Origin of the sequence: Desulfosporosinus paludis, from assembly GCF_045689965.1 — a bacterium.
GTDB classification, from domain to species: Bacteria; Bacillota; Desulfitobacteriia; order Desulfitobacteriales; family Desulfitobacteriaceae; genus Desulfosporosinus; species Desulfosporosinus paludis.
This window is the reverse complement of record NZ_CP144211.1, coordinates 4197939-4222274: the sequence shown is the minus strand read 5'-3', so window position 1 is coordinate 4222274 and position 24336 is coordinate 4197939. Positions and strand designations below refer to the sequence as shown.

The following is a 24336-nucleotide window of genomic DNA, read 5'->3' as shown; positions in this document are numbered from 1 at the left end:
TCTGTTTACATAATAGCCTTCATATTTGAGATAATATAAGGAACAAAGCGCTTGGAGTGATTAAAATGAACATGAAATTACCAGGGAGTATAACGGGAAATGTATAAAGGTGGTAGAATAATCGCCTTACTCATTATCATTGTTGCTCTCTTTGCTATCCCATTTCTGCATAATATTGAAGGGCCCAAATCAGGACCCGTGATAGAGCTAAATACCCCAGTAATCCAGCAATTAGCCGATAAGCAGTGCGTGGAGTCAACGCAATATATGAGTGCAAGTCACATGCAACTTCTCTATAAATGGAGAGATGAATATGTACGCGATGGAAAAACTGTATATATCAATAGTCAAGGAAGGTCATTTAAAATTGGGCTTGATACATGCTTAAATTGTCACTCTGATCCTACTTTAAGCACATCAAATCAATTCTGTGTTTCATGCCATAATTATTCAGGTGTCAAACTTACATGCTGGAAGTGCCATCTTGGGCCAAAGGGGGCCACTTAATGAGCATAAATAGAAGAAAGTTTTTGAGAAAAGCTGGTATTTTTACCGCATTAGGATTTGGCGGCATTTCTGCTATTGCGGGGATCAATAAGGAAGCGCGCGCAAAGACACCCGAATATGAGTTACCACAACAAGCTCTGCTTGCAAAACGTTGGGCAATGATTGTTGATATGAGCAAATTTAAAACAAAGGATGATTTTACTAGAGTCATTCAAGCATGCAACACTATCCATAATATTCCCGACCTTGGTAATTTAAAAGATGAAATTAAATGGATTTGGGAGGATGATTACGAGCATACCTTCACTGAACCAAGTAATGAATATCTGACGGAGAATTTTAAGAAACTACCTTTTATCGTATTATGTAATCACTGTGAGAACCCCCCTTGTGTTAAAGCATGTCCTACGGCAGCAACCTTTAAAAGACCCGATGGAATTGTCGCGATGGATTTTCATCGCTGTATTGGTTGCAGGTTTTGCATGGCTGCGTGTCCTTATGGAGCGCGAAGTTTCAACTATAGGGATCCTAGACCTTTTATCAAAAAGATTAATTCTGATTTTCCCACGAGAACTCAAGGGGTTGTTGAAAAATGCATTTTTTGTGTGGAACGATTGGCTAAAGGGCTAATGCCAGCTTGTGTAGAAGCTTCAAATGGTGGATTAATCTTTGGTGATTTGAATGATCCTAATTCTGAGGTTAGAAAAATCATCAGTAGCCGATACACGATACGCCGCAAAACTGAATTGGGAACTCAGCCCAGCGTTTACTACCTTATAGGAGGAAGAGAAAATGCTTGAAAAAGCGTTGACTGGCAGTAAGAGATACTGGGCTTGGATTATCCTCCTTCTGATAGTAATTTTCGTTGGCTTTCACGCATACCTTAGGCAGTATAATTATGGTCTAGGGCTCACTGGTATGAGCAGAGATGTTTCATGGGGCTTGTACATTGCTCAATTCACCTTTCTGGTGGGCGTTGCTGCATCAGCTGTTATGGTCGTTACACCTTATTACCTTCATGACTTCAAACGATTTGGGAAATTGATCATCTTGGGAGAATTCTTAGCCATAGCAGCTGTGATCATGTGCATTTTGTTTATCTTTGTTGATCTTGGACAACCTATGCGAGTTCTGAATGTGCTCCTTTACCCTCAATTACATTCAGTGATGTTTTATGACATGTGTGCTTTATGTGGTTATCTAGCCATAAATCTAGTAGTTGGGTGGACCACCCTTGGGTCTGAACGCAAAGGGTTTCCGGCACCAAAATGGGTTAAGCCAATAATTTATCTTTCAATTCCTTGGGCGTTTAGTATTCATACAGTGACTGCTTTCTTATATGCTGGTCTCCCGGGCAGACATTTTTGGCTATCCGCTATCATGGCTGCACGGTTTTTAGCTTCTGCTTTCGCTGCAGGGCCATCACTCCTAATTCTGTTAGCTTTATTAGTAAGAAATGTAAGTAAATTTGACCCCGACCCAGGTCTCGGAGCGATTCAATCACTGGTTAAGATCATTCGCTATGCCATGATCGCCAACGTCTTCTTCTACTTATGTGAAGTATTCACAGCCCTTTATAGTAATGTACCGGATGAAGTGGCATCCTTTAAGTATGTATTTTGGGGAATCGATGGGCATACAAGTCTTGTTCCTTTTATGTGGACGGCAACAATACTTGCTTTTTTAGGGATTTTTTTGTTAATTTTTCCTTCTCGTAAGAATAAAGTACTCTTACCAATAGCCCTTTTATCTATTTACGTTGCAAATTGGATCGACAAAGGGATAGTCCTCATTCTTGCCGGATTTGTTCCGAATCCCTTTGATCGGGTAACGGAATATTTTCCGACAGGGAATGAGATCGCTATTATTGCCGGAGTATATTCTATAGGTATGTTGATAGTAACAATTCTTTACAAGATAACTATTTCTATTAGAGAAATGAATAATATCCATCGTTGATGGCATTGTTAGCCAGACCTAGTTAATATACAGGCTCTGATCTCTCGACTTTAAATGTAAGTAGCTACTCAGTTCTACGATTAGAATCAAGTGTTGTAATAGACGTAACTCACAATATGAATTGAAATTGGAGGCTGTCCATCACCCGACTGACATTAAAAATTTGTGTTCAATACAAATATTATGAATAAGAATAGGTCCCCTCGTTCAATTAGACAAGGGGACCTATTCTTACCCAGCGCTAATATATATTCTGAGATCGGAACAATTACATTTCGAACTGCTTATGCTTGATTTACTGGTTTTGAATAAGTAATTGGCTGGCTATTATTTTGACTCCCAAGGTCCAAAATATCTTTTGGGGAAGAAGAACTAGAAGAACTCTGGGTATCCGATGCTTGTTGGCTTTTAAGATGATGGTGATGTTTTTTTACAGTACTAGTTTGATCTGTCTGCTGGCTTTGTGTAACATTCGAATATTGGGAAGAAACAGGATTGATACTACTCATTTGCTTTGCTCCTTTCATTTAGCTTCCTTTTTTACTATCGTATATATTTTTAATGGATAACAGCTTTTCTGAGAAACTTCATAAAATATTCACTATTCCTTAACAACAGGACTTTCCAAACAATCAACACCTACGGAAGCAGTGCCAACCACTCTCGATGCGAACTCTTCAAACGACAAAGCAATTCCATCAGTTCCAGTTACTCCTGAAGATACAAATACCAAAAATCCAACTCTAAGCCAAAAATTTGCTGAATCTGATAATAAAACAAAATCAACATCAATTGAGAAAAGCAATACACTTTCGATTAGTAAAGCTAAGTACAACCAGCTAAAATACAGAGAAACCTAAGAACAGATTGAAAGCTTGTTAGGAGGAACTTGAGAAGTAGTGACTGAAAGCGGCATAAAAGGAAACAAAGGCTATACCGTCACCTATTTAGTTCATGTGAGGCGTTTACTTTTTTGGGTGGATTTTGCATGCTTAAATTTTCATTTTTACAAGCTCGCTGTTTCAACAGGAATCTTTTTTACAAAAGAGAAATATATCTTATGTTGAAGGAGTGAAATTAGATGGGAGACAAAAATCCTAAGAAGAAACCGAAGCAACCCAAAAAACCGTAATGAAATATGAGGGCCATATGAATCAACCATCATAAGTAACCCGACAGATACCCACATTAATGGGTTTCCGCCGGGTTACTTTTAATACAGTATATTTTCGGGCAGCGCAATTTATTGTTTACTCAACTTTCGCACCGTAATATTAACACCGATAAATGAATTCATGAGCATTTACAAACAGTCAAAGAGCTAAGCATCTTAAAGCAACTTATATTACACGTGTTATTAAAATTACTCCACCAACAATCCAGCAATAATAAGCGAAGGGGCGCATTGCAGTAATTTCATTTTTCTTAAACCATCGCATTAAGATCCATACACTTATATAAGCAAATATCCCTGCAAGTAAACCGCCGACCAGTGACATTTGTAATAAACCATGGACTCCAGATCTAAACAATTTCGGAATCTCTAGAAGACTTGCTCCGAGTATAATTGGCGTTGCCAATAGCATCGAAAAGCGAGCTGCTTCTTCATGCTTTAAACCCGACATAAATCCAGCCGACATACTAGCACCAGAACGTGAAAACCCTGGTATAAGAGCCAGTGATTGAAACAAACCTATAACAAACGCCTGTCGATACGATAATTTTTTTATTCCTCGGGTCCCGCGTTTACGTATTTTTTCTCCAAAAAATAACAGAAATCCATTGATTATTAGGAAAAATGAGGCGCTTGTTACATTTGAGAAGATATTGGTTAATGGTTTCTCAAGAATGACTCCAATCAGCCCAGCTGGAATGGACCCTATAATTATCAATCGAAGAAGTCGTCGCGCACTTTTCCTATTTGAACTAAAGATTGATTTAACAATATCAATCCATTCACGTCCGAAATATGTAAATAATGCTAAAGCTGTCCCTAAATGAAGCATAACCATAAATGGCAAAAAATTCACTTTTAAGAATTGTGGATCTAGATTCCAGTGGAATATATATGGGGTGAGAACGCTATGAGCAACACTACTGATGGGGAACAATTCTGTAATCCCTTGAATTATAGCAATTATAAAGGTTTGAAAAAAAGACATCTGTTGATGATCCTCTCTAAAATTTCTTTCCCTTACAATACCATTAAATCCGGCTCAATGTCAAAATGGAATTCAGTAGAGGGCATTTAGCCAAATAACTGAATTCCATGTTTTTATTATATCTTGCTTAATTATGTCGTGATATATTAAAACTTAGATTTACCCCTATTCGATATACCTCGTGTGTAGTATCGCTGACTCTCTTCCTTTGCGTTTGGTTCTGTAGGAACCTACTGCAGTGGTATTTGAAATATTTAGCAACACTCCAAGTATGATAAAGTGAACAATAAGTGAACTTCCACCATAACTGACCCACGGAAGAGGTATTCCCGTCAACGGAAGTAATTTAGTAACCCCAGCGAGAATAATTAAGGTTTCTGATCCTAAGAGAATTCCAATCCCTGCGGCTAAAATCTGCCCAAATCGGTCTTTTGCTTTAAGACTTACTGTAAAGGCTCTCATGACCACAACAAGAAAGAGCGATAGCACAGCCATGGCCCCGACAAATCCCAGTTCTTCAGCTATGATAGAAAAAATAAAATCCGTGCTAGCCACTGGCACGCTCCATGCTCCAATGCCATTACCTAACCCCGTTCCCAGGATTCTACCACCACTTATTGCAAACAGCGATTGCGCAATTTGGTACCCCATTCCCGTTGGATCCTGCCAAGGATTCATCCACACCATAACTCTTACGCGAACATGAGCAAAAAGCTTATAGCCTATTGTTCCAGTAAGAAGAAAAATAGGTAGCGATATTCCCAAATAGATTGACCTTTCTGTCACAACGTAAAGCATAAGCACAAAGAGCATATAAAATAATAAGGCTACCCCTAAACTCTTTTGGGCTGCCAGAATTCCTAGAACAAAGGCAACTATCACCATAAATGGCCCCATGGTCCGCCAATCAGGCAAAGAAAGTTTACCCCATTGAACAGTCCCCACCCTCAACAGTTCCTCATTGTCTTCCAAATACGTTGTCAGGAATAACAGCAAGGCTAGTTTAACAAATTCCTCCGGTTCAACCCCGATTCCTGCGATTCTAAGCCAGCTTTTCGCTCCACCTGATGAAACGCCAAACAGGAGGGTCACGAGCAACAGTCCAACCGCCAATAGTCCCGAAAGGTATTTATACTTTCCAAGCTGTCGATAATCTCTGATCAACCATAAAACAACGTAAAATATTATTTGGCCGATGCTCGCCCACCAAAGTTGATGAACTGCAGACTCTGGATTAATTCGTACTATAAATACAATCCCAATAGCTAAAATGGCCTGAACAGATGGCAGGATATAGGGATCTCCCTGGTAATGGAGGATCTGCTCTATCAAACTCCCTAGGAGAATGATACTCGTTAAAATTAGAGTCGGCAAAAGGAGTTGGCTCATGTGCCCCTCCCATTGAAGCAGATAAAGTCCGAGCCACATTATTCCTGAAATTAAAAAGCGCATACTTAAACGTTGAATCATCAGCTTTCTCCAAACTACAGCTAAGCTTATTAAATTAACTCGATGATCTAGTCACAATCACTTAACGATTCTTATTATGAACCAAGCACGAGGCTCATAATAAGAATCATTAACTAATCCTAAAAAATAGCCTTAATAAATAAGTGGCATATTCGCAAAGTTAGTGTAACAAAGTTTACCAATTATTGCAAATCCTAAAAACTATTGTCCTATGCCCAATTATGAAGACACTCCACAACTATTATAATTTTAACCAACGACACCTGTTCTTATCTCTAACTGGTTTATATTTGAGATTTTAACAGCTTTAGAACTATTTTTTTATATGATAAACTCCAATGACCGTCATGTCATTCATAATGTCCACTTAATACAATCAAGTAGAAGAAGTAGTTGTAGTAAGCAATTTTTATAATGGATGGTAAATTGTTCATGTCTTATAGTGAAAAAAAGTATATAATGATTAACGTTATTATCTTTCCATTAAATTTTGTTTCGGTATAAAAAATAAAGAAGAGGCAATATGAAATAGCATGCAAATCGTTCTAAATAAATCATTTTTTAAAAGAACACCTATATTAAAGGGTAAATTTATAATCATTACTGTGGCTGGACTATTACTACTCTCTTTGCTCGTTGCTCTAATTCAACTTGCTTTACCCCTTAATTACAGTCAACAAATAGTTATCTTAAATTATCACCGTGTAAGCGATAAACTCACTAACCCCTGGGATGCTGCTGAAACTGTCACTCCTCAGCAATTTCGTAACCATCTTTTATTTTTAAAACAACACGGATTCCACGTTCTGGCCCTTGATGATGCCTTGAAAATTTTACAAAATCGGCAAAAGGCTATTCTTCCGAACTCCATCGTCATAACCTTTGACGACGGGGATCGAACTTATGCTGAAAATGCTTTACCGATATTAAAAGAATTCCAATATCCAAGCACGGAATTTATCATTGGTGAATTTTCCCTATCATCTAAGGGTGACTATCTTTCATGGCCTGAAATCAGTGAACTTGCTAAAGACCCTCTGATTACGTTCCATTCTCATACGTTTAATTCCCATTCAACTTTAGAAGCACAAGGCAAAACTTACTTTGAGACTGATCCAATTTATATACTTGGTAAAAGCCGAATGGAATCCGACTCAGAATATACCCAACGAATTCTTAATGACTCTAAACAAGAGCAAGCTCTATTTATGAAGTATCTAGGTCGAAGCGACACTGTCATCGCACTTCCTTATGGTCATGCTGCGCGATCATTTATTTCACTTGCCCAATCTTCCGGCTATACCTATTTTTTGACACAAGATCGAAGTCAAGCCAATCGTTACAATGTCGACTTGACTCATATCTATCGTATCGATGTTGGAAACGGTATCACGGATGCAAAGAGGCTCTCACTCTTAATGAAAGGTCTAACTTCTTCAGGGCCTTTGCACACCTTCAGTTGGCTTAGGGTCAAATACAACCAAGTACGTTTTAACCTCTCGCCCCAATTTTAGAAGTTCTACGAGAAATATTAAACGACAATGATTTTCTTAAATACACATTGAATTGTAAGCGTCAAATAACCTGGTGGATAGAAAAAGAGCAAAAACTCGTGTAAACTGAGTTTTTGCTCTACTGGCAGGCTTCTTGAACTTCCGGACTCCACGGAAGATAATCTTCAAGAAATTCTGGATGTTGGCCAAACTGTACTCCAGGTAACTCGCTGAAGATGAACTGAAGATATTTATACGGATTAAGATTATTGGCCTTAGCACTTTCGATGATGCTGTATACGGTAGCACTTGCCGAAGCTCCTTTTGGACTTCCACTGAATAACCAGTTTTTTCGTTTATGTGTTTAAGAGCATAACCGTAAAAATTGGGTAACCATGAAAACGGATCGCGGTGCCCAGGACAGTTCGATGGTTTACAGCATCATTCTGACTACGCTGGCCAATGACCTGAAGGTTTATGACTATCTGGTTTATTTATTGAAACAGATGCCGAATACCGATTTCGACCAGCACCCAGAACTGATTGAAAAATTTATTCCATGGTCCAAAGAGCTTCAAGATGATTTGCTATGTATGTTGACGGTTACAGTCATTGTCGCCTGTTGAGTGGCGGTGGGAGGGACTATTAGGTCATCTTGTGACAAAAGTATTGCAGGTTAATGTAATTAATATGGACTGCCGACAAAACCACAGGCGGTTTGGCCTTCAGATTCTTAAGTTAAAGAATTATAATCCATTCTTATATTCTTTTAGATTTGCTAATCCTTCTATCACTTCATCAATTGGCAAATTTCCTTTTTCAAGTTCATCTTGGTCTTTATCTGTTAATCTTTCATAAAAGGCCATACCTTTTGCCAAAATGTCATTATTTGCCTTATTTGTTTCAATTAAATTAAAAAGTACATCCTCAGCCTTTGCATAGTTTTTGGTGAGTTCGTAATATTGGAATAACAATAATTTGCTTTCATTAGGTAAATTGAACCATCCAATTTTATCTATTAGCTCATTAACCTTTTCTTTATTTAATTCCGAGACCGGAGCATCATCATTCAGTAAAACATTGATCATGATACTAAAACTCTTTGAATATAAATTCTTTGCTCTAGACTTCTCTCCTTTAATTTTATAAATATCTGCTTGTTGTATTAATAATTCACCAAGCATAAGATACTTTTCAGTATTAATCATATTTCCACTTACTTTGTGGATAAGGATATCATAGGGGAGTGCCTCTATTACTTCTATATTTAGTTCAGTGAAATGTCTTAATGTATCACTTAGAACCTCTTGACTCTCTTCGATTTTATTTTCAGCCTTTAATCCCATAATTTTACTTATGGCAGTTGTAAATTCTTTAACCATTCTCATTAAATAATCTTTCTCTTCAAACATTTTGTACTCCACCGTTACGAAATTTTCTATTTCTACGATATAGTATATCCCTTAATCCTTTAATTCTTCAGTTCTTTTCCATATGAGTCAAATAAAAACTTGTCGAGTTCATTATATTCTTATTGGCTGACATTTATTAGGCGTCAGAACAACGAACAGGTTGGGCTAAAGTTTTTACCCCACTTCAGACTAGCGCCTCAAATTTTTCCTAATATACACTACCATATCGCACTAACTCAATCACTTTACCATCGACTTGATACCGAATGCTACCTTATTCAATACATAAAAGTTACCACCCAATAAACATGAAACCCCATCACCGTTGCATAAACAACCAAAACTAGCCCTAAGGAATATGTAACAAACCTACGCGATCCATTCCTTATTTTCCAAAACACAAAGCCCAGAATGATCGGCAACAATAGCTTAATTTCCATAAGTCCCACTGGGCTTTTATTTATTATAACTGCATAATTGGACTCGCTTCTTCGATAACACCAAGGCTTAACCCCCATAGTGTCATTGCACCATCGAGAAGACTTAGGATTAAGAATACAGCAGAACCGGTTAGTTATAAGGAGCTTTTCACTTGACCGAAAGTTCAACTTATTACTCTCCATCATCAGTAGTGGTTTCCTTATGTAATTACTGTACGTCGAGTTTGAAGGTTTTGCTTTCTTCATCTATTTCAGTAACTTCTTTTTGCAATCTATGAAGTTTATCATTAACTGCCTTGATTTGCCTCAAGCTTAGCTCGTTGTCTCTGGCATATTCGGCCAGTTGCCTCATTTCAGTTAGTTTGGTCTCAATCTGGTCTAACCTGTTTAATCGATACTTAACCCATTCTAATTTCTGTTTCAAGTATTTTTCATCTATCACTGTTCTCCTCCAGAAAAGGTGGTCTACAACCATATTCCATTAGTTAATCTCATTAAATATTGTACAACAAATGCAATAAAATAGTCGTAAAACCATTAATAATTTGAAAACGTCATGGAACATGAAAATCGCAGGTATATTCATCACACTATTATTAGCTATTAGCGGATGCTCTAGTAATTCTATCCCGGCAACAAGTACGATTAAAGTGAAGGATTCAAAACAGGTCCAAACGCCTCCTGTCGCTACATCGTCTCCTCCCTCAAATCAAAATCCTCAAGCTGTAACTGTCTACATAACTAAAACTGGCAAAAAATATCATCGGGATAGATGTGGGTACCTATCAAAAAGTAAAATCGCGATTAGCCTATCTGATGCAGAAAGTGAAGGATATGGTCCGTGCAGTATCTGCAATCCTCCACAGTGAAGAAAGAACATTGTTGGGTAACTAAAAACGATAGCTCTTAGCGAAAAGACTAGGGGCTATATTCGTTAACCTATTTGCAAAACTGACCTGTTTCCACCTGACAACCACACCGACGGTGTTCGCCTAAATAGAAAACCGTTTTATTAACCCAAAGTCGAGTCAACCAAATACTCCCCCCAACCAGCACACCCAACTTCGAAAGGGGCCTTCTTTTGGGAAGCGGGGGAATTGATTCCTTTATGCAACACTTTGCGTGATGTAAGGGGTTAGGGAATGGGTTTATTTTGGAAGGTTATCACCCGGAAAACTTCTACACGGATGAACTTCATAGACAAAAATGCCCTCTTTAACTCCGGGGTCTTCATCCATTATCTTTTTTGCTTCCTCGATATCAACATTGAATATGCCAATTCCATTTACGTCGCTTCCATCAGTAACTGGGCAAACAATAGATAATACCCCAACTTCACGGAGAGCAAAATTCCTCCGACCGTGTTCCCATACGATTTGTTCAACCCCAGGCTCATGCCTTTTTGGTCCAGCCTTTAATATAACGATACTATATGTCTTAGTTGTAGACATCATTTGTTTCATGAACTCATCGGTTATTACTGTCATTTGTTCATCCTCCAAATAATTGAAATTCCAGTCCCAAACCCCACACCACCAGCGCTCCCGCCGGTAATTTATTTACCCTTAACGAGTGTCCGAATGCTTCCTTTCCGTTGTCTGGGAGACTTACCAGAATACCTTTCCCCCGGATGAGGGCAGGTTCATCATATGACAAGTTCATATAGTAAAACATTACGTCCTTCAATACTTGACGGCGATTCCTCAATATATCTGGCTCCTATTTTATCATAAAACCCTTTTGGCATTTGGATCGGAGAAAATAAACAACCGTCCAATAGACTTCTCTCTGCACATGTCAATTGTGTATGATATCAGTTCAGAGCCAATTCTTTTCCCAATAAATTTTGGCAGTATAAAAAGATGTTCTAACCAATTACCTTTCCGGACCCAGACCTTACCCGCCCAAAAGTCTTCTTTAACCTCAACTATTGAAAAGTATCCGGTTATTCTCAGCAATTTAGCCTTTGTATGATTTACTCAGATCTTTTATTGTTAATTTCAATTATTTTGCGAATTATCCTCCCTTTTGCCTGATTTTCCTTAAAAATGGCTAGACCTCCCCCTACCCCCAAATTGTATATGCTTAATTAATTGTCTAATCTCTATGGACTGCTAAAAACAAATTCGGCTTTACAGCGTGACAAACACTTTGGGAGCAATAAATAATTGGATTAGCTGTAACATGATAATTCCTCCTTTAGCTAAATCAAAAAGCAGGCCTTCTCTGACCTGCTTTGCGTTATATTCATCCCAATATGCTGGAATGGGAAAAGTTATTTATTTTATCCCCAAGTACTTGGCAACTGCTGCAGCTGAGTCGTACTTTGTATTTCCGGATAACAGTACTTCGTTTGGATGCCCTGTTGTTAGCCCACCAATAACAATCAACTGTTTAGCACTCTTGGCATCCGCCGGAACTGAATGATCATCAGGACGTACAAATATAGCACAGTTTCCGTTTTTGGCCGCAACATCAGCGCCGGCCCAGTAATCTTCTTTCGTATATAATAGAACGGCTATATTTAACACGTCGCTTCCTCCTTGCAAATCCTTAAACAACCTGGCCCAAGGGAATCCAGGGCCGGGACATTCAGCCTTGTCGACACTGTCAAGCCGGTAATGCCCGATTATCGTATTATCGTTTACCTCAAATCCGAACGTATCAATGAGCCAACGGTGTAAGCCCAGCGTTGCCTGATACTGGACCTCCGTAAACTGATCTCCACTTTGACCTTCATGCTCGATACTTACCGTATAGTAGTTCGGGTTTACATTTGAAATTAGTAGTGGCCACGAGGGTTTATCTACCACCCCATTAGCCCATGCAACATTGTTGATATCTACATATTGATGAATTTCGCCGTTCTTTCCAACACCAAAATGCGCGCTTACCACAGAGGTAGGATTCTGAAACCAACTGTCTGTCCCGACCAAAGTACCACTCATAATATGGTCGACAATGGCGATCACGTTGTTCCCAGCCCGACCAAGCGTACCCCGTGGTAGACCGTAATTTGGTGAAGGTATCTGTATTGTTAGAGGTTTTGAGGATGACATTGCTTACTCCTTTAAATCTAAAATTTAAGACCCTTGAATTTAGGGCCTTTTCAAAGAACTCATTAAGTCTGTTGTTCTTCGATCACTGTAAATCCAAAAATCCGTAAAGCAGTCATCAGGGCATCAGCCTTTGCCTTATCCAAATTGCTTACTTTCAGATCGTACGTTTGTTTTGGATTTGGGTTCGTACTTACATTGACGACTAGCGTAGTATTTATGCTTTGATAATTTACGGTGACATTATATTGACCGGAAGCATTCTGCAATGAGGTAATTGTGTTTCCCTTGCAAGACAAGGCGTTTGTAGCAGCAGTGCTATAGGTTACTAACTGCGAAACATCTTTTATACTTCCATCTGAATAGTGTGCTGTGACTGTAATTGTTCCGGATTGTCCAGCAATGATGTTTAATGTCGTTGGTAAAACGGAAATTGAAGTCAATGTGACTGGTGCCGGTATTGGTGTACCAGTAATAGCTGCCAAATCAGCCTGCAGCTGTGCAAGGTTAAATCCTTCAGGTGACACTCCCTTACCGTTGATAAACTCCTGGCTCAGTATTGCCCAAGCTTCCTCACAATAAGTTGTTAAAAAATCGACGGTCATTTTCTGTACTTGCCCCCAAGTTACACAGTAGATATATGAGCCGTCATATCCAACCACAGGGATATAGTGGCCACCTTCAATTTGAGAGCCTCGTACTACGCTCCACGGTTGTCCGTTGTTAAACTGATCCATAGCACTGTCCGGGAAATTAATGCCAATACCAACAGCACTGAATAGATATGCAGACTCCAGCAATTCATTCAATAGGTTCGATTGGTCTAACAACAAATAGGCTGCTATCTTATGCCTTTTACCACTTACATCAATCGTTCCGGTCTTTTGGCGGTACTGTAAAGCAGTCCTAACATCTGTGCCCTGGTCGGTGTTTGGATCATTAGGGTTGTATCCTGTAATTGCACTGTAATCACTGATAGCATTTGATACGGTAAAGGATGCCTCTGTGCTTCCTTCCGCTGTCCAAAGCATTGCTTCGTGGTCGGACCCCGCGATAACACAATCTCCAACCGTGTCGTTTCCTAGCATCCCCCAGTCACTTACAAGACTCTGGTGCCCGAAGGATGCAGGAATAGGGGGTAAAGTTGTTCCTCGATAATTACGGTAGAGTAGATCTTTTTCACTTGGGATATACGGTCTTTTTCCAAGTTTCATTTTTTACGTCCTTCTTCCGTTAATTCAATTTAAGGTGCCTCCATGATTTCTCTCATGTCAGCCAATTCTTCCATGATCATTTTATTGTCAGCTTGGTCCATTCGTGAGTCTCAAATAATATTCGTTCCCGCTTCTCCCCCTCCTGCGGTACCGGATCCTCGCCTTGTTTAGCTAGTTTCTGAATCACCCATACAGGAAACGTAATCTCGTGGATGCCATTGGCCGTACCATCCTTCGAACCGCCTGTATGATGATGTTGACAGAGAACCAACATATTCCGAACATCATCGACGGTTGTTACTGGCTGACTCCGCAGAAGTCGCCCATATCCATATGGTCCCATTCTTCGCAAAACGCCTTTAATTTTGCAAAGTCGGTGATATTTTCAAGGCTCCATTCTGCCCCAAAATGGTGCACCTGGAGATTTTCTATTGCTCCGCACACCCAACATTTAAAATGTCCGTCTGTCTTCAATCGTTCCTTGGCGTGGCGAAACTCTGCCGACTCTGTGCGTTCCGCGTGTTCTGGGGTGATAACGACTTCGGTTAAGTGCCGGATGGTTTCATGTGCCTCTGTCATGCCTGTCCTCTCCTTTCTTTCAAGATATGCTAAGCAGTTCTTTTTGGTCCCATAAACGAAGACAGGATCGAATGGTTTTTTAATGCTGTGTTACGACATAGACAATTAATCCGGTCACAATCGTGAGCAACACAGAGACAGTCAGGGAAACCGTCCATGTCGGTCTACCTTGAGCAGCCCTTAATAGTTGATCGAGTTTGGCTTCAAGGCGGTCAAACTTTTTTCCTACGTCAATCTCTAACGAGTTAAGCCTTACTTCAGCGGCTTCATTTTTAGTTTCTAAGACAGCCACACGAGTTTTGAGATCTTCTTGTTCACCCAAGGACTCCAACTCCTTTCAACACATAAAAAACGCCCGTTTAAAGGCGTTTATCCTGGTAAAATCATTCAATTGTATGATTATAGACTCCCAATTTTTCGAAGCAACTTTGAATTGGCCAAATCCCCTGGGCTCGGATATTTTATACCTGGGCATAGGTCTATTCCAGCTTGTCTGTATGCATCTGCCCAGAGTGTTGAACATATGCGTACCATTTTACCTTCTTGGTAGTGTAAAGTTTCATCCATCCAACTGCAGCGGCGTTCGAAATATTTAGTAACACCCCCAGCAAGAATAATCTTAATTTACATAAGTAAAACCCTCCATTTCTTGAGTACCATTTATCACTCTGATGATAAACATAGTCAAGTAGAATGAAGGGTTAATTTTACGAGCGTATAATCCGGCAAGACCGCTTGACTTCAAACAGGCGGTCTATTTTTGTAAGTCACGACATGAACGGAGGGGGCTGATCAGTTTCGTGAGCCAGTCGCTAGAACAATTATTGCAATCAACGTCTCAATCATCGTCGTCTTCATCAAAAAAATCTTCTTCTTCTAATACTATAAAATCAGAGACCCCTTTAAAGATATTGAAAGATTCAATATCTAATTCTAAAGGTGCCAATAATTCCATTTTGATAAGACCTACTAATAATTCCAGGGTGTCCTGATCAACGTTTGGGACAATCACTAAAGTGGATTGAATTATATCACTAATGTGCAAATCTAATGTACCTATTAATTCAAAATCCTCTCCCATAATTATTGAATATCGTTCGCTATTCGGTGTTCTTACATCTCTAATAAAGCGCGGCATTAATACAGACGGAGTTTTTCCATTACCTTTATAGACTTTAAAATCCCGAACATTATCCTTCATTGCGTATACGGCCTTTCTATTGCGTGCTTGTGTTATTTTAATGTTTGACAGATTACAAATCCATATATAGTGTATCATATGTTCTAATTGTTGGCAGCTGTCTAGTTGTGCTAAATCTACACAGATGACCTAATCCGGCAACCTGGATTCAAAGCCGCCTGGTGTGCCCGGAGTTTGATCCTAGACCTTTGGCCTTTTTTAAATTGTCATGATTTCTCTTTTTCAGGCTCATTTTGTTTACTGTGAAGCTTATGGAGCATCTGATGAATATCTGCAACTTGAAGTTCTAGATGATGAAGATGCTTTTGTACGTCGTCTATTTCTAACTCTGCTTTGTAGTTAATGGAGAAGTCGACGACTGCTTCGTGTTTGTCACGAATGGCTTGTCGGTTTTGACTCATTATAATGAAGGGAGCTTGAAATGCCGCAGTGAACGAAAGAATGAGATTGAGAAGAATGAATGGTGCGGCATCAAAATGGAGTGCAGTTGTTATAGTAAGGCTGTTCCACACCATCCAAAAGGTGAGGAATAATGTAAAAATGATAATAAACTTCCAACTGCCAGCAAAAAATGCTACTTTGTCTGCTAAAAGGTCGGAACGGGTCGTCTCACGATGATCTCGGGCATTAAGTTGAGTGAGAATGTGACTTTTATAATCGTCAACGATTCGATCAATGCGTTCGGCATGAGCATCGCTAATAGATGGAGTTAAGCTTTGATTTACTTCATGTTCTTGTTCATTTTTAGAATATTGCACATATATCCCTCCAATATTAAATCTTACCTACCAAAGATTTTCCTGGCCTTATGAAAATGCCGTGGACGTATAAGTCCATCATCGTTGACGCCTCTTCAGGATACAATGGAACTTAATTATTTAGTCTAGTCTACACTACCATACTGCGCCAATTCAATACCACGACCAAAAGAATCCACTTCATAACGGAAGTTTAACCAGCTTCAAAGTGGTTTATAAACCATCTCTTTCAATTTGTTTCGTGGGCGTTGCCTCTTGCTTATAGAGTAAGGCGATATCTTTTAAGATTACGTGAAATATATATAAACATTCCATTAAACCTTTGTAAAAAAATCAGACCCACTGCTACTCACGTTATACCCAGCGCACATCAAAACCCTAACTGAAATTAGGTTCACTTTATTAGGTGACGGACTAAAATCCTTCAATTCGATAGGTTCAACTAATAATCTGTCAACCTGTGATTCACTGATGACTCTACTATCGACCATGCACTGTCCGACAATATGTTGTTGGTAAGGATAGCCCTTCCGAGAGAATTTACGAGTATAAACTTTATAATAATTACCGGGTTCAAGGAGCTATGATCAAATTATTAGGGACACAGAAAAATTTACATTCCGTTCACATTCAATGCATTTTTAGTTTACAGAACTCCCTTATAATCTATAAATGTTAGGTGAGAAACTGGCAGCTGATACTATCTAATTTGTTTTTGTAACTTTCCGAACCATAACAATCCTCAAACGTTCACTGTTCTTTCTCAGGAAACTCTCAGCTTTACTTGTTAATCTATGTATGTTTTATACTTACTCCTCCTTAAATAAATGCGAAGCCTAATCTTTCATAAAACAAAAACGGGAGGGATGGCCTATGGAATAATTAATTTACCTGCTATATTTACTCATATACCAAAAATCAGGAGGGAAAAAGAAATGAAAAAGAACATAAAGCTAGCCACGGTGATCACAACAAGTGCCCTGCTTCTCTTCTCATTAGTTGGAAGCGTACAAGCTGCTCCGAATTACAATCGTTTTGCTGGACAAGACCGATTCCAAACATCCATAGCCATCGCTCGTCAAGAATTTCAGGGACAGCAAGTGCAAAATATTATTCTTGCTTCTGCTTATAGTTTTCCCGATGCTTTAGCAGCAAGCACTCTGGCGACAAAGCTTCAAGCCCCAATTATCCTGGTAGGTACTAACATGCACGATTCCCAAGTCAGTTTGGATTTTATTAAAAACCATATGACATCTGGTGGAACTGTCACGATTGTTGGTGGGGCTGCCGTTGTCCCCAGACAAGTTGAAAACTGGTTGCTGAATGCAGGTTATACGGTGACCCGTTTGGGAGGAAATGATCGTTTTGCAACAGATGCTCTTATTGTCAAGAGTCTCAATGTCACAACTGGAACTCCGATAGTCATTGCCAGCGGTTATGATTTCCCAGATGCTTTAGGGGTAGCCTCAATAGCTGCAAGCAAGGGGTGGCCGATTCTTTTAAGCGGACCTAACCAACTGCCTCAATCTGTGAAGGATTTCGTTACCACGGATCAACCGTCTAACATTTATATTGTCGGAGGAAAGTTCGTTTTGCACGATGCCATTCAATCAGAACTCCAAAGTGCTGCGCCTAACGCCCAAATTCAGCGGTTTGGCGGACAGGATCGATTCGAGACCTTATCTCAGATTTTGTATAAATTTTACCCCAATCCAACACAGATTTATCTAGCTAATGGATTTGATTTTGCCGACGCTCTTTCCGGCAGTACGTTGGCTGCGCAAAACAATGCACCTATCTTATTAGTTGATCCTAAGGCTGGTCAACTGCCACCTGCAATACGTGATTATCTCATTACACTTCATAATACCGGTGTCACCCCACAAGTTAATGTTCTTGGAGGATCTGTTGGGTTACCAGATTGGGTGGTCGATCGTGTTAATGAACAATTGGGGATTGGAAATACAAATACTACTCCTCCTACAACAACGACCAGTAGTGCAATACAACTCCCACTGAACAACTAACCCAAAGTAAGGATGAGTGGATAAATTTCTCCTAATTATGGTCGAAATCAAAAGCTTTCCAACCAAAAATTGCGAACTATACCTTATCAATTAAATAGAAAAACAGCCTTGGTTCAAAAGGACTAAGGCTGTTTAATTACTCTGTTAATTACTTTTCTTCAGTTTAGCAAACTCGTTAGGAGAGTGGCAAATGCATCATCTTACCTTGTTCATGGGGATTATGGGACTTAAAGGAATTTTAGTTTTGGTTTTAACTATCTCGGTCGTAGTCTTTATCTTTAAACAATTATTTAAGATACATTAGTTCACGTCGACCTCTTCTAGGGTTACGAAGTGCAAGCTTTCGTAAGGGGCTACAAGTATTCTTTCACTCCTACCATCTCACCAACTTCAAAAGGGGCCTTCTTTTGGAAAGAGGGGGAATTTCATTTTAGTAGCCAGGCAGTTACATCGTATCCATTTCTTGCAAAGAATACAGAGTCTTTTACCTTCACCGCAAAGCAGATTTATTTCCTATATCTGTTCTCAGCTAATTTTAAGGAGAAGTTTATATAATCATTTTAGTGTTAGGCGGATTTTTATATTACTTGGCTTCTGAAGGATTTAACCTAACTACATTATAAGATAAGGGGCGATAAGCAATGAGTAATCATTCGATCATCAGAAATACAATTTTTAGCGCTCTTACAGAAATCTGCGGGACTGATAAAGTTGTGAACAATCCCAATCTAGACCTTTTTGCCAATGGCCTCTTAGATTCCTTTGGCTTAGTTGAATTGATGGTGACGATTCACGAACAACTAGACATTGATATTGCGCCAACGGAAGTGGAAAGAGAGACGTGGTCGACCCCAGAAAGGATTATTCAATATCTAGAGGAGAAAATGTAAATGATCCGTAAGCGTTTAGCACCATTAGGGGTAGCGCTCTTCCTTTTTTTCCTAAGCATACTCGCTGTTGGACCGCTCACTCAATGGTTAGTAAGCAGCTATATTAAACCCGGAGTGATAGAAACGGCAAGTGAGAGCCAAATACCTTCCCTTTTCGAGGGGACACTATTACAAAGTAAGGCTTTGAAAGATCCTAACGTAGTCCCAATGTACGGATCATCTGAATTTGGGCATGGAGGTCCCTATAACCCAACAAAACTTTTTGCTGACCAGCCAACAGGCTGGACCCCTTATTTAGTTGGGCATGCTGGTTCTTTAGATCTCATTCAAGCGCTCTATGCAGGGGCTCAAAATTTAAAAGACAAGAAAATTGTTCTATCACTTTCTGCTCAGTGGTTTGGCGGTAACGGGATCCCTCAAAATACCTTTGCAGCTAATTTTTCTGCTTTACAAGCATACTCAATGATATTTAATCCCTCTTTGACTCTTCAAACAAAACGCGATCTAGCAAAACGTCTAATTCAATTTGATGAAGTAAAGAAAACGTATCCGATTTTAGATGGGCTGCTTAAATATTATGGACAAACAGATCCGGGATCGATCATTATGGAATTAGTATACTGGCCAGCCGCTAGAATAGAAATGTCCGCTTTAGAAATTCAGGACGCATTAAAAACAATTCAAGTTATTCAACATCTCCCCGCAAAGGAAATTGCCAAAAATTCGAGCGGCACTTCCCAGAGAGCTTTACCAACTTGGTCTGAAATGCAGCAGAAAGCCACTGCCGATGTCCAGAAAAATGAAACCAATAATCCCTTTGGAGTCGTTAACAACTTTTATAAACAGAAGATTAAAAACCCACAAAGCCTAAAGAATTCAGCAACCAAGGGGCATTTTTATCCTTCTCCGGAATATTCGGATCTTAATCTATTGATGAATGTGTTAAAGGATGAAGGAGCCGATCCTATATTTCTGATTCAGCCTGTTAATGGCCTCTGGTATGATTTTACCGGTTTTCCAAAAGAACAACGTCAAAAGTATTATAGCCAGGTTCGTGACATGGCGAATCACTTTGCATTTTCCTTAGCAGATTTTTCCACTCACGAGTATGACAAATATTTTATGGATGATCCATCACATCCCAGTGAGAAAGGATGGCTTGAATTTGATGAAACTCTGGATAAGTTCGTTCATCAAAAATCCTAAGACTGCCTGGTTCGCCCGTGTAGTCTATTATTACCTGATATTGATGGGGCTTTTTGTTCTCTATTTTGTCCAGAAACAGCATACCCCTCCACCTTTTATATACGACGGCTTTTAATATGAGATATTTTTGTACTGTGTTTAGAACGCTATAAGACAATAATAATCCGAGAGGGTGAGTTTATGCTTTTGCAACGAATCGATCAATGGGCTGAAATAGCTCCGCAACGGTTGGCTCATAAATATAGGGAACAAGTTTTAACGTATGCTGATCTAAAAACTTATTCTGATGCTTTAGCCTATTGGCTTTTTCAGAAAGTAAGTCATGATTCGCAAAAACAAACCCCCATTATAGTCTACGGTCATAAAGAAAGTGAAATGCTGGTGTTCTTTTTAGCTTGCCTTAAAGCAGGGCATCCCTATATTCCTATCGATAAATCCACTCCCACTGAGCGTTTGCTTAAAATTGTTGAATCTTCTGGAGCAGCAGCCATACTTTCTCCCACGAGTATTCCTGAAAAAGCAAAGATGAAGGGCATATTTTGGCAAGAGCACCTTCAGCTTCCATCAATCTCTAATTTACTCCATAATGCCAAACCCCACCCAGAATGGTATATCGGCACTGACGATGTATGGTATATTATTTTCACTTCCGGCAGTACCGGGGAACCAAAAGGTGTTCAAATTACCCATAGTTCTTTAGAAAGTTTTATTTCTTGGGTCAACCGGGAATATCGACCCAAGCAGCAAGAAGAGGTTTTTCTTAATCAGGCCCCGTTTTCCTTTGATCTATCAGTTATGGATTTATACATGGCCCTAAGCAATGGGGGAACTTTGTGGAGTGTGGATCAGGAACAAACTAATAATCCTAAGGACTTATTTTATTCTTTGCTTGAATCGCAAATAAGCTATTGGATTTCTACACCTTCATTTGCGGAGATATGCCTCATGGATCCGAGCTTTACTGAAAAGCTTCTGCCCAAGCTACGTTATTTTCTTTTTTGTGGTGAAGTTCTTCCCAATGTTGTAGCCTCCAGCCTCTTAGGACGCTTTCCAAGAGCTCAGGTCATAAACCTTTATGGTCCGACGGAGTGTACAGTTGCGGTATCCGGTGTAAATATTACTGCAATAATGTTCGAGTGTTCTGACCCACTACCTGTTGGGCAGAATTCTACAGATTGTCAAATCTATATTTGTGATCCTGACGATCTGGACAGGGAGGTCTCCAATGTAGATTTGAAGGAGCCGTTCCTTAAATCACTTCCACCTGGGAAAAGGGGCGAGATTGTTATCGCCGGACCTAACGTAAGTATAGGCTATCTTAACCGTCCCGAGCTTACACAACGAGCCTTCTTTAAGTGGAAGGAAAAAGGAATCAGTCAGCAAGCCTATCGTACCGGCGACATCGGTTACTGGCTAAATGAGAAGTTATATTATTTGGGACGGAAAGATTTTCAAATTAAATTGCACGGTTATCGAATTGAATTAGGCGAGATAGAAGAACAATTACGTAAGTTACCTGAGGTTGAAAATGCCATTGTTCTTCCGATTGTGCGGCGGGGGAAAAATGCTGCACTTCAAGCGTTTATCAAACTTAGCAATGATTTTCAGTATTGTACTCAAGATCCGGAATCAGCTCGGCAAGAGATGGGTCAGCAAATACGTCAAAAATTAGGGCAACGATTACCAGCTTATATGTTACCACATCGGTATAACTTCATTGAAAGCATACCACTGACAACGAACGGCAAGGTTGATCGCAAAGCACTTCAAGGAGGGTAAAATGATTCCATATGATAATTCTTCTTTCTTTTTATGGCTACTCATACCTGTAATACCAGCAATAATTCTAGGATTAACCCAAGCATCTCCCAAGACCCGTTCACTTTGGATTATGCATTCGTCCATTGGCATGTTATATTTTATTTTGCGTCCTCATGCCTATCTAGCCCAAGCTGTCGTTTATTTTATCTGGGAGTACCTAATTATTTGGTTTTATCTACGTTATCGTCAATCTAAAAAAACACAAAATAGCTCTTTGATCTTTTATCTTGCTATAGCTGGAAGCTTGTTACCCTTAGTATTGGTAAAATTAGCACCATTGATAGGTTTGCACTTCGCTCAAACAACATTATTAGGAGGTTTGGAAGCAACCCCAATAACCCAAAATTACAATCATGTTACCCAAAGCGTTCAAAACTTGTCTAAAACCCTTTTCAACTCTCAATTCCCTTCAGTTTCTCAGACGTTTCCACAAATCCTCAAAAACTTGGGACAAGACGCCTCTAATCAAGGTCAAATGACATCATCTGAGAATTCCGTCCTGGGTTTCTTAGGAATATCCTATGTGAGTTTTAGAATCTTAGGAACATTGATTGAGATCCGAGATGGCTTAATCAGAGAAGTTAACTTAGGAGATATTATAAGTTATGTTCTGTTTTTCCCTACTCTTGCCTCAGGACCTATTGACCGATACCGAAGGTTTCTCTCGGATCTTCAAAGAACAATAACTAGGAAAGAATATATCACTAATTTCATTGAAGGTTTGGAATACATTTTTCGCGGTTTCCTATATAAGTTCATTATCGCATATTTGATTAACCAATATATGCTTATCCCGCTAAATCATGCTCATAGTTTATGGTCGACGATTCAATATATGTATGCTTACAGTGCTTATCTCTTCTTTGATTTTGCCGGTTACAGCGCCTTTGCTATCGGAGTGAGCCACTTTTACGGAGTTCAGACCCCCGAAAATTTTAAAGCACCTTTCTGGTCAAAAAATATTAAAGACTTCTGGAACCGCTGGCATATTTCTCTATCAATGTGGTTCAGAGACTATATCTATATGCGCTTTGTTCTGGACAGTGCTAAAAAGAAACGTTTTACCAGTCGCTACACTACATCCGCAATTGGTTACCTCTTGCTTTTTCTTATAATGGGAATTTGGCACGGAACAGAGTGGCATTACATTATCTATGGGCTCTATATAGCTCTTCTAATGATCATCTTTGAGTTTCTGGAACGATTCAATAAAAAGAAGCATTTTTGGAGTAATGGAAAGGCCTGGGATATGCTGGCTAGATTGCTTACCCTCCAGTTTACTTGTTTTGGCTTGCTGATTTTCTCCGGACGGTTGGTATGATATATAATAATAGACAGAAGCATATTCTTGTTCATTTTGAGTTCAGCTAACTCACTACCGAATCTTAAAATCTTTCTACCTACAAATCTTCAAAGGATGTGGGCATTCATGGCTTCATTTTCATTTCGTATTTTAGTCGTCGATGATGAGCCTTCGATACGACAAATGTTGGACTTAGGCTTGCGAAAAGAAGGCTTTGTTGTAAAAACCGCAGCTAATGGTAAAATCGCTTTAGAACTCATTCCCGAATTTGAACCACACTTGATCATTTTAGATTTAATGATGCCTGTCATGGATGGAAATGATTTATGTCAGGCTGTTCCAGAAATCAGCCAAGCCCCCATGATTATGCTGACGGCAAAAAATTCAGCTGCGGATATTGTTGTGGGCTTGAGGCGAGGAGCCAACGATTATCTGACCAAACCTTTCCATTTTGACGAACTACTCGCCAGAATTGAAGTTCAATTACGTAACCGCTATCCAGAGCTGACTGGAAAGTACTATATAGACGTTTTCTGCCTGGACGAAGCGCACCATGCGATTACTTTTAACGGTTGCCAACTCTCCCTTTCTCCTACCGAATACAAACTTCTTTCCTACATGCTTTGGAACCCCGGTCAAGTACTCAGCAAGAATTCCATCTTAAACCACGTTTGGGGTTATGACTTTGAAGGCGAAGACAATATCGTTGAAGTATATATCCGTTATCTTCGTGATAAGCTCGGCGACAAAGAACACAAATTAATCCAAACTGTGCGTGGTGCCGGTTATCGTCTGGTTCCTTCACCAAATAATTAAATACAATTAACTAAAACGTTTT

27 protein-coding genes and 2 pseudogenes are annotated in these 24336 nt (G+C 39.4%); 13 read left to right on the top strand and 16 right to left on the bottom strand.

The window, feature by feature from the left end:
• Nucleotides 1-99 precede the first annotated feature (99 nt).
• The 3 genes from dsrJ to dsrP are packed head-to-tail and all read left to right on the top strand — an operon-like array spanning nucleotide 100 to nucleotide 2466.
• Nucleotides 100-507 carry a sulfate reduction electron transfer complex DsrMKJOP subunit DsrJ gene (dsrJ, locus tag VZF35_RS20940; protein ID WP_407308150.1) on the top strand — a complete coding sequence of 136 codons (408 nt, stop codon included), beginning with the start codon at nucleotides 100-102 and terminating at the stop codon, nucleotides 505-507.
• Nucleotides 507-1307 (top strand): sulfate reduction electron transfer complex DsrMKJOP subunit DsrO, encoded by an 801-nt coding sequence (dsrO, locus tag VZF35_RS20935; protein ID WP_407308148.1) that lies wholly within the window; start codon nucleotides 507-509, stop codon nucleotides 1305-1307. The genes dsrJ and dsrO overlap by 1 nt, the downstream gene beginning before the upstream one ends.
• Complete coding sequence (gene dsrP / locus VZF35_RS20930; protein ID WP_407308146.1) at nucleotides 1300-2466, top strand: sulfate reduction electron transfer complex DsrMKJOP subunit DsrP; 1167 nt, start codon at nucleotides 1300-1302, stop codon at nucleotides 2464-2466. Before dsrO ends, dsrP begins: the two co-directional genes overlap by 8 nt.
• Nucleotides 2467-2750: 284 nt before the next feature.
• On the opposite strand, the gene VZF35_RS20925 is transcribed toward dsrP, so the two are convergent.
• Nucleotides 2751-2975 carry a hypothetical protein gene (locus VZF35_RS20925; RefSeq protein ID WP_407308144.1) on the bottom strand — a complete coding sequence of 75 codons (225 nt, stop codon included), beginning with the start codon at nucleotides 2973-2975 and terminating at the stop codon, nucleotides 2751-2753.
• A gap of 141 nt (nucleotides 2976-3116) precedes the next feature.
• On the opposite strand from VZF35_RS20925, the gene VZF35_RS20920 reads away from it, so the two are divergent.
• Entirely contained in the window at nucleotides 3117-3326 is a 210-nt protein-coding gene (locus VZF35_RS20920) for a hypothetical protein (RefSeq protein ID WP_407308142.1), read from the top strand.
• A gap of 480 nt (nucleotides 3327-3806) precedes the next feature.
• On the opposite strand, the gene VZF35_RS20915 is transcribed toward VZF35_RS20920, so the two are convergent.
• Nucleotides 3807-4628, bottom strand: coding sequence for an undecaprenyl-diphosphate phosphatase (locus VZF35_RS20915; RefSeq protein WP_407308140.1), 822 nt, complete (start codon nucleotides 4626-4628; stop codon nucleotides 3807-3809).
• A 165-nt stretch (nucleotides 4629-4793) separates the two neighbouring features.
• Complete coding sequence (locus VZF35_RS20910) at nucleotides 4794-6098, bottom strand: FtsW/RodA/SpoVE family cell cycle protein (protein ID WP_407308138.1); 1305 nt, start codon at nucleotides 6096-6098, stop codon at nucleotides 4794-4796.
• Between the two features lie 533 nt (nucleotides 6099-6631).
• Here VZF35_RS20910 and VZF35_RS20905 point away from each other — a divergent pair.
• Nucleotides 6632-7612: a polysaccharide deacetylase family protein gene (locus tag VZF35_RS20905; protein WP_407308136.1), complete on the top strand. Its 981-nt coding sequence runs from the start codon at nucleotides 6632-6634 to the stop codon at nucleotides 7610-7612.
• A gap of 118 nt (nucleotides 7613-7730) precedes the next feature.
• On the opposite strand, the pseudogene VZF35_RS20900 reads toward VZF35_RS20905, so the two are convergent.
• Nucleotides 7731-7946: pseudogene (locus VZF35_RS20900) on the bottom strand (transposase domain-containing protein); the annotation flags it as partial.
• A 73-nt stretch (nucleotides 7947-8019) separates the two neighbouring features.
• On the opposite strand from VZF35_RS20900, the gene VZF35_RS20895 reads away from it, so the two are divergent.
• A complete protein-coding gene (locus VZF35_RS20895) occupies nucleotides 8020-8217 on the top strand; it encodes a transposase domain-containing protein (RefSeq protein ID WP_407308134.1) in 198 nt (65 codons plus the stop codon).
• Nucleotides 8218-8337: 120 nt separating this feature from the next.
• On the opposite strand, the gene VZF35_RS20890 is transcribed toward VZF35_RS20895, so the two are convergent.
• The 12 genes and pseudogenes from VZF35_RS20890 to VZF35_RS20835 form a co-directional block, all read right to left on the bottom strand.
• A complete protein-coding gene (locus VZF35_RS20890) occupies nucleotides 8338-9003 on the bottom strand; it encodes a DUF6483 family protein (protein ID WP_407308133.1) in 666 nt (221 codons plus the stop codon).
• A 278-nt stretch (nucleotides 9004-9281) separates the two neighbouring features.
• Nucleotides 9282-9553: pseudogene (locus VZF35_RS20885) on the bottom strand (DUF5658 family protein).
• A 98-nt stretch (nucleotides 9554-9651) separates the two neighbouring features.
• A complete protein-coding gene (locus VZF35_RS20880; RefSeq protein WP_407308131.1) occupies nucleotides 9652-9885 on the bottom strand; it encodes a hypothetical protein in 234 nt (77 codons plus the stop codon).
• Nucleotides 9886-10591: 706 nt separating this feature from the next.
• Complete coding sequence (locus tag VZF35_RS20875; RefSeq protein ID WP_407308129.1) at nucleotides 10592-10930, bottom strand: hypothetical protein; 339 nt, start codon at nucleotides 10928-10930, stop codon at nucleotides 10592-10594.
• Nucleotides 10931-11170: 240 nt separating this feature from the next.
• Nucleotides 11171-11401, bottom strand: a complete 231-nt coding sequence (locus VZF35_RS20870; RefSeq protein WP_407308127.1) for a GNAT family N-acetyltransferase — start codon at nucleotides 11399-11401, stop codon at nucleotides 11171-11173.
• Between the two features lie 321 nt (nucleotides 11402-11722).
• Complete coding sequence (locus VZF35_RS20865) at nucleotides 11723-12502, bottom strand: N-acetylmuramoyl-L-alanine amidase (RefSeq protein WP_407308125.1); 780 nt, start codon at nucleotides 12500-12502, stop codon at nucleotides 11723-11725.
• A 62-nt stretch (nucleotides 12503-12564) separates the two neighbouring features.
• Nucleotides 12565-13713, bottom strand: a complete 1149-nt coding sequence (locus tag VZF35_RS20860; RefSeq protein ID WP_407308123.1) for a hypothetical protein — start codon at nucleotides 13711-13713, stop codon at nucleotides 12565-12567.
• 76 nt (nucleotides 13714-13789) lie between these two features.
• A complete protein-coding gene (locus tag VZF35_RS20855; RefSeq protein WP_407308121.1) occupies nucleotides 13790-13987 on the bottom strand; it encodes a hypothetical protein in 198 nt (65 codons plus the stop codon).
• Between the two features lie 23 nt (nucleotides 13988-14010).
• Nucleotides 14011-14292, bottom strand: coding sequence for a hypothetical protein (locus tag VZF35_RS20850; RefSeq protein WP_407308119.1), 282 nt, complete (start codon nucleotides 14290-14292; stop codon nucleotides 14011-14013).
• Between the two features lie 79 nt (nucleotides 14293-14371).
• Complete coding sequence (locus tag VZF35_RS20845; RefSeq protein ID WP_407308116.1) at nucleotides 14372-14614, bottom strand: hypothetical protein; 243 nt, start codon at nucleotides 14612-14614, stop codon at nucleotides 14372-14374.
• Nucleotides 14615-15130: 516 nt separating this feature from the next.
• Complete coding sequence (locus tag VZF35_RS20840) at nucleotides 15131-15493, bottom strand: hypothetical protein (RefSeq protein ID WP_407308114.1); 363 nt, start codon at nucleotides 15491-15493, stop codon at nucleotides 15131-15133.
• A gap of 206 nt (nucleotides 15494-15699) precedes the next feature.
• On the bottom strand, nucleotides 15700-16251 hold the full coding sequence (locus VZF35_RS20835; protein WP_407308112.1) for a DUF1003 domain-containing protein: 552 nt from the start codon (nucleotides 16249-16251) through the stop codon (nucleotides 15700-15702).
• Between the two features lie 935 nt (nucleotides 16252-17186).
• Here VZF35_RS20835 and VZF35_RS20830 point away from each other — a divergent pair.
• From VZF35_RS20830 to VZF35_RS20800, 7 genes are all read left to right on the top strand, one after another.
• On the top strand, nucleotides 17187-18278 hold the full coding sequence (locus VZF35_RS20830; RefSeq protein WP_407308110.1) for a cell wall-binding repeat-containing protein: 1092 nt from the start codon (nucleotides 17187-17189) through the stop codon (nucleotides 18276-18278).
• A 641-nt stretch (nucleotides 18279-18919) separates the two neighbouring features.
• Nucleotides 18920-19168 carry a D-alanine--poly(phosphoribitol) ligase subunit DltC gene (gene dltC / locus VZF35_RS20825; RefSeq protein ID WP_407308108.1) on the top strand — a complete coding sequence of 83 codons (249 nt, stop codon included), beginning with the start codon at nucleotides 18920-18922 and terminating at the stop codon, nucleotides 19166-19168.
• Nucleotides 19169-20374, top strand: a complete 1206-nt coding sequence (gene dltD / locus VZF35_RS20820) for a D-alanyl-lipoteichoic acid biosynthesis protein DltD (RefSeq protein WP_407308106.1) — start codon at nucleotides 19169-19171, stop codon at nucleotides 20372-20374.
• Complete coding sequence (dltX, locus tag VZF35_RS20815; RefSeq protein WP_407308104.1) at nucleotides 20277-20489, top strand: teichoic acid D-Ala incorporation-associated protein DltX; 213 nt, start codon at nucleotides 20277-20279, stop codon at nucleotides 20487-20489. Before dltD ends, dltX begins: the two co-directional genes overlap by 98 nt.
• A 65-nt stretch (nucleotides 20490-20554) precedes the next feature.
• Nucleotides 20555-22153, top strand: coding sequence for a D-alanine--poly(phosphoribitol) ligase subunit DltA (dltA, locus tag VZF35_RS20810; RefSeq protein ID WP_407308102.1), 1599 nt, complete (start codon nucleotides 20555-20557; stop codon nucleotides 22151-22153).
• Nucleotide 22154: 1 nt separating this feature from the next.
• Nucleotides 22155-23516 (top strand): D-alanyl-lipoteichoic acid biosynthesis protein DltB, encoded by a 1362-nt coding sequence (dltB, locus tag VZF35_RS20805; RefSeq protein WP_407308100.1) that lies wholly within the window; start codon nucleotides 22155-22157, stop codon nucleotides 23514-23516.
• A gap of 108 nt (nucleotides 23517-23624) precedes the next feature.
• Nucleotides 23625-24314: a response regulator transcription factor gene (locus VZF35_RS20800; protein WP_407308098.1), complete on the top strand. Its 690-nt coding sequence runs from the start codon at nucleotides 23625-23627 to the stop codon at nucleotides 24312-24314.
• Nucleotides 24315-24336 lie beyond the last annotated feature (22 nt).

Bases quoted from the DNA above. Each gene is read 5' to 3' on its own strand.
- dsrJ (WP_407308150.1), top strand. From the start codon at position 100: ATGTATAAAGGTGGTAGAATAATCGCCTTACTCATTATCATTGTTGCT.
- dsrO (WP_407308148.1), top strand. From the start codon at position 507: ATGAGCATAAATAGAAGAAAGTTTTTGAGAAAAGCTGGTATTTTTACC.
- dsrP (WP_407308146.1), top strand. From the start codon at position 1,300: ATGCTTGAAAAAGCGTTGACTGGCAGTAAGAGATACTGGGCTTGGATT.
- VZF35_RS20925 (WP_407308144.1), bottom strand. From the start codon at position 2,975: ATGAGTAGTATCAATCCTGTTTCTTCCCAATATTCGAATGTTACACAA.
- VZF35_RS20915 (WP_407308140.1), bottom strand. From the start codon at position 4,628: ATGTCTTTTTTTCAAACCTTTATAATTGCTATAATTCAAGGGATTACA.
- VZF35_RS20910 (WP_407308138.1), bottom strand. From the start codon at position 6,098: ATGATTCAACGTTTAAGTATGCGCTTTTTAATTTCAGGAATAATGTGG.
- VZF35_RS20905 (WP_407308136.1), top strand. From the start codon at position 6,632: ATGCAAATCGTTCTAAATAAATCATTTTTTAAAAGAACACCTATATTA.
- VZF35_RS20895 (WP_407308134.1), top strand. From the start codon at position 8,020: ATGGTTTACAGCATCATTCTGACTACGCTGGCCAATGACCTGAAGGTT.
- VZF35_RS20890 (WP_407308133.1), bottom strand. From the start codon at position 9,003: ATGTTTGAAGAGAAAGATTATTTAATGAGAATGGTTAAAGAATTTACA.
- VZF35_RS20875 (WP_407308129.1), bottom strand. From the start codon at position 10,930: ATGACAGTAATAACCGATGAGTTCATGAAACAAATGATGTCTACAACT.
- VZF35_RS20865 (WP_407308125.1), bottom strand. From the start codon at position 12,502: ATGTCATCCTCAAAACCTCTAACAATACAGATACCTTCACCAAATTAC.
- VZF35_RS20860 (WP_407308123.1), bottom strand. From the start codon at position 13,713: ATGAAACTTGGAAAAAGACCGTATATCCCAAGTGAAAAAGATCTACTC.
- VZF35_RS20855 (WP_407308121.1), bottom strand. From the start codon at position 13,987: ATGTTGGTTCTCTGTCAACATCATCATACAGGCGGTTCGAAGGATGGT.
- VZF35_RS20850 (WP_407308119.1), bottom strand. From the start codon at position 14,292: ATGACAGAGGCACATGAAACCATCCGGCACTTAACCGAAGTCGTTATC.
- VZF35_RS20840 (WP_407308114.1), bottom strand. From the start codon at position 15,493: ATGAAGGATAATGTTCGGGATTTTAAAGTCTATAAAGGTAATGGAAAA.
- VZF35_RS20830 (WP_407308110.1), top strand. From the start codon at position 17,187: ATGAAAAAGAACATAAAGCTAGCCACGGTGATCACAACAAGTGCCCTG.
- dltC (WP_407308108.1), top strand. From the start codon at position 18,920: ATGAGTAATCATTCGATCATCAGAAATACAATTTTTAGCGCTCTTACA.
- dltD (WP_407308106.1), top strand. From the start codon at position 19,169: ATGATCCGTAAGCGTTTAGCACCATTAGGGGTAGCGCTCTTCCTTTTT.
- dltX (WP_407308104.1), top strand. From the start codon at position 20,277: ATGACAAATATTTTATGGATGATCCATCACATCCCAGTGAGAAAGGAT.
- dltA (WP_407308102.1), top strand. From the start codon at position 20,555: ATGCTTTTGCAACGAATCGATCAATGGGCTGAAATAGCTCCGCAACGG.
- dltB (WP_407308100.1), top strand. From the start codon at position 22,155: ATGATTCCATATGATAATTCTTCTTTCTTTTTATGGCTACTCATACCT.
- VZF35_RS20800 (WP_407308098.1), top strand. From the start codon at position 23,625: ATGGCTTCATTTTCATTTCGTATTTTAGTCGTCGATGATGAGCCTTCG.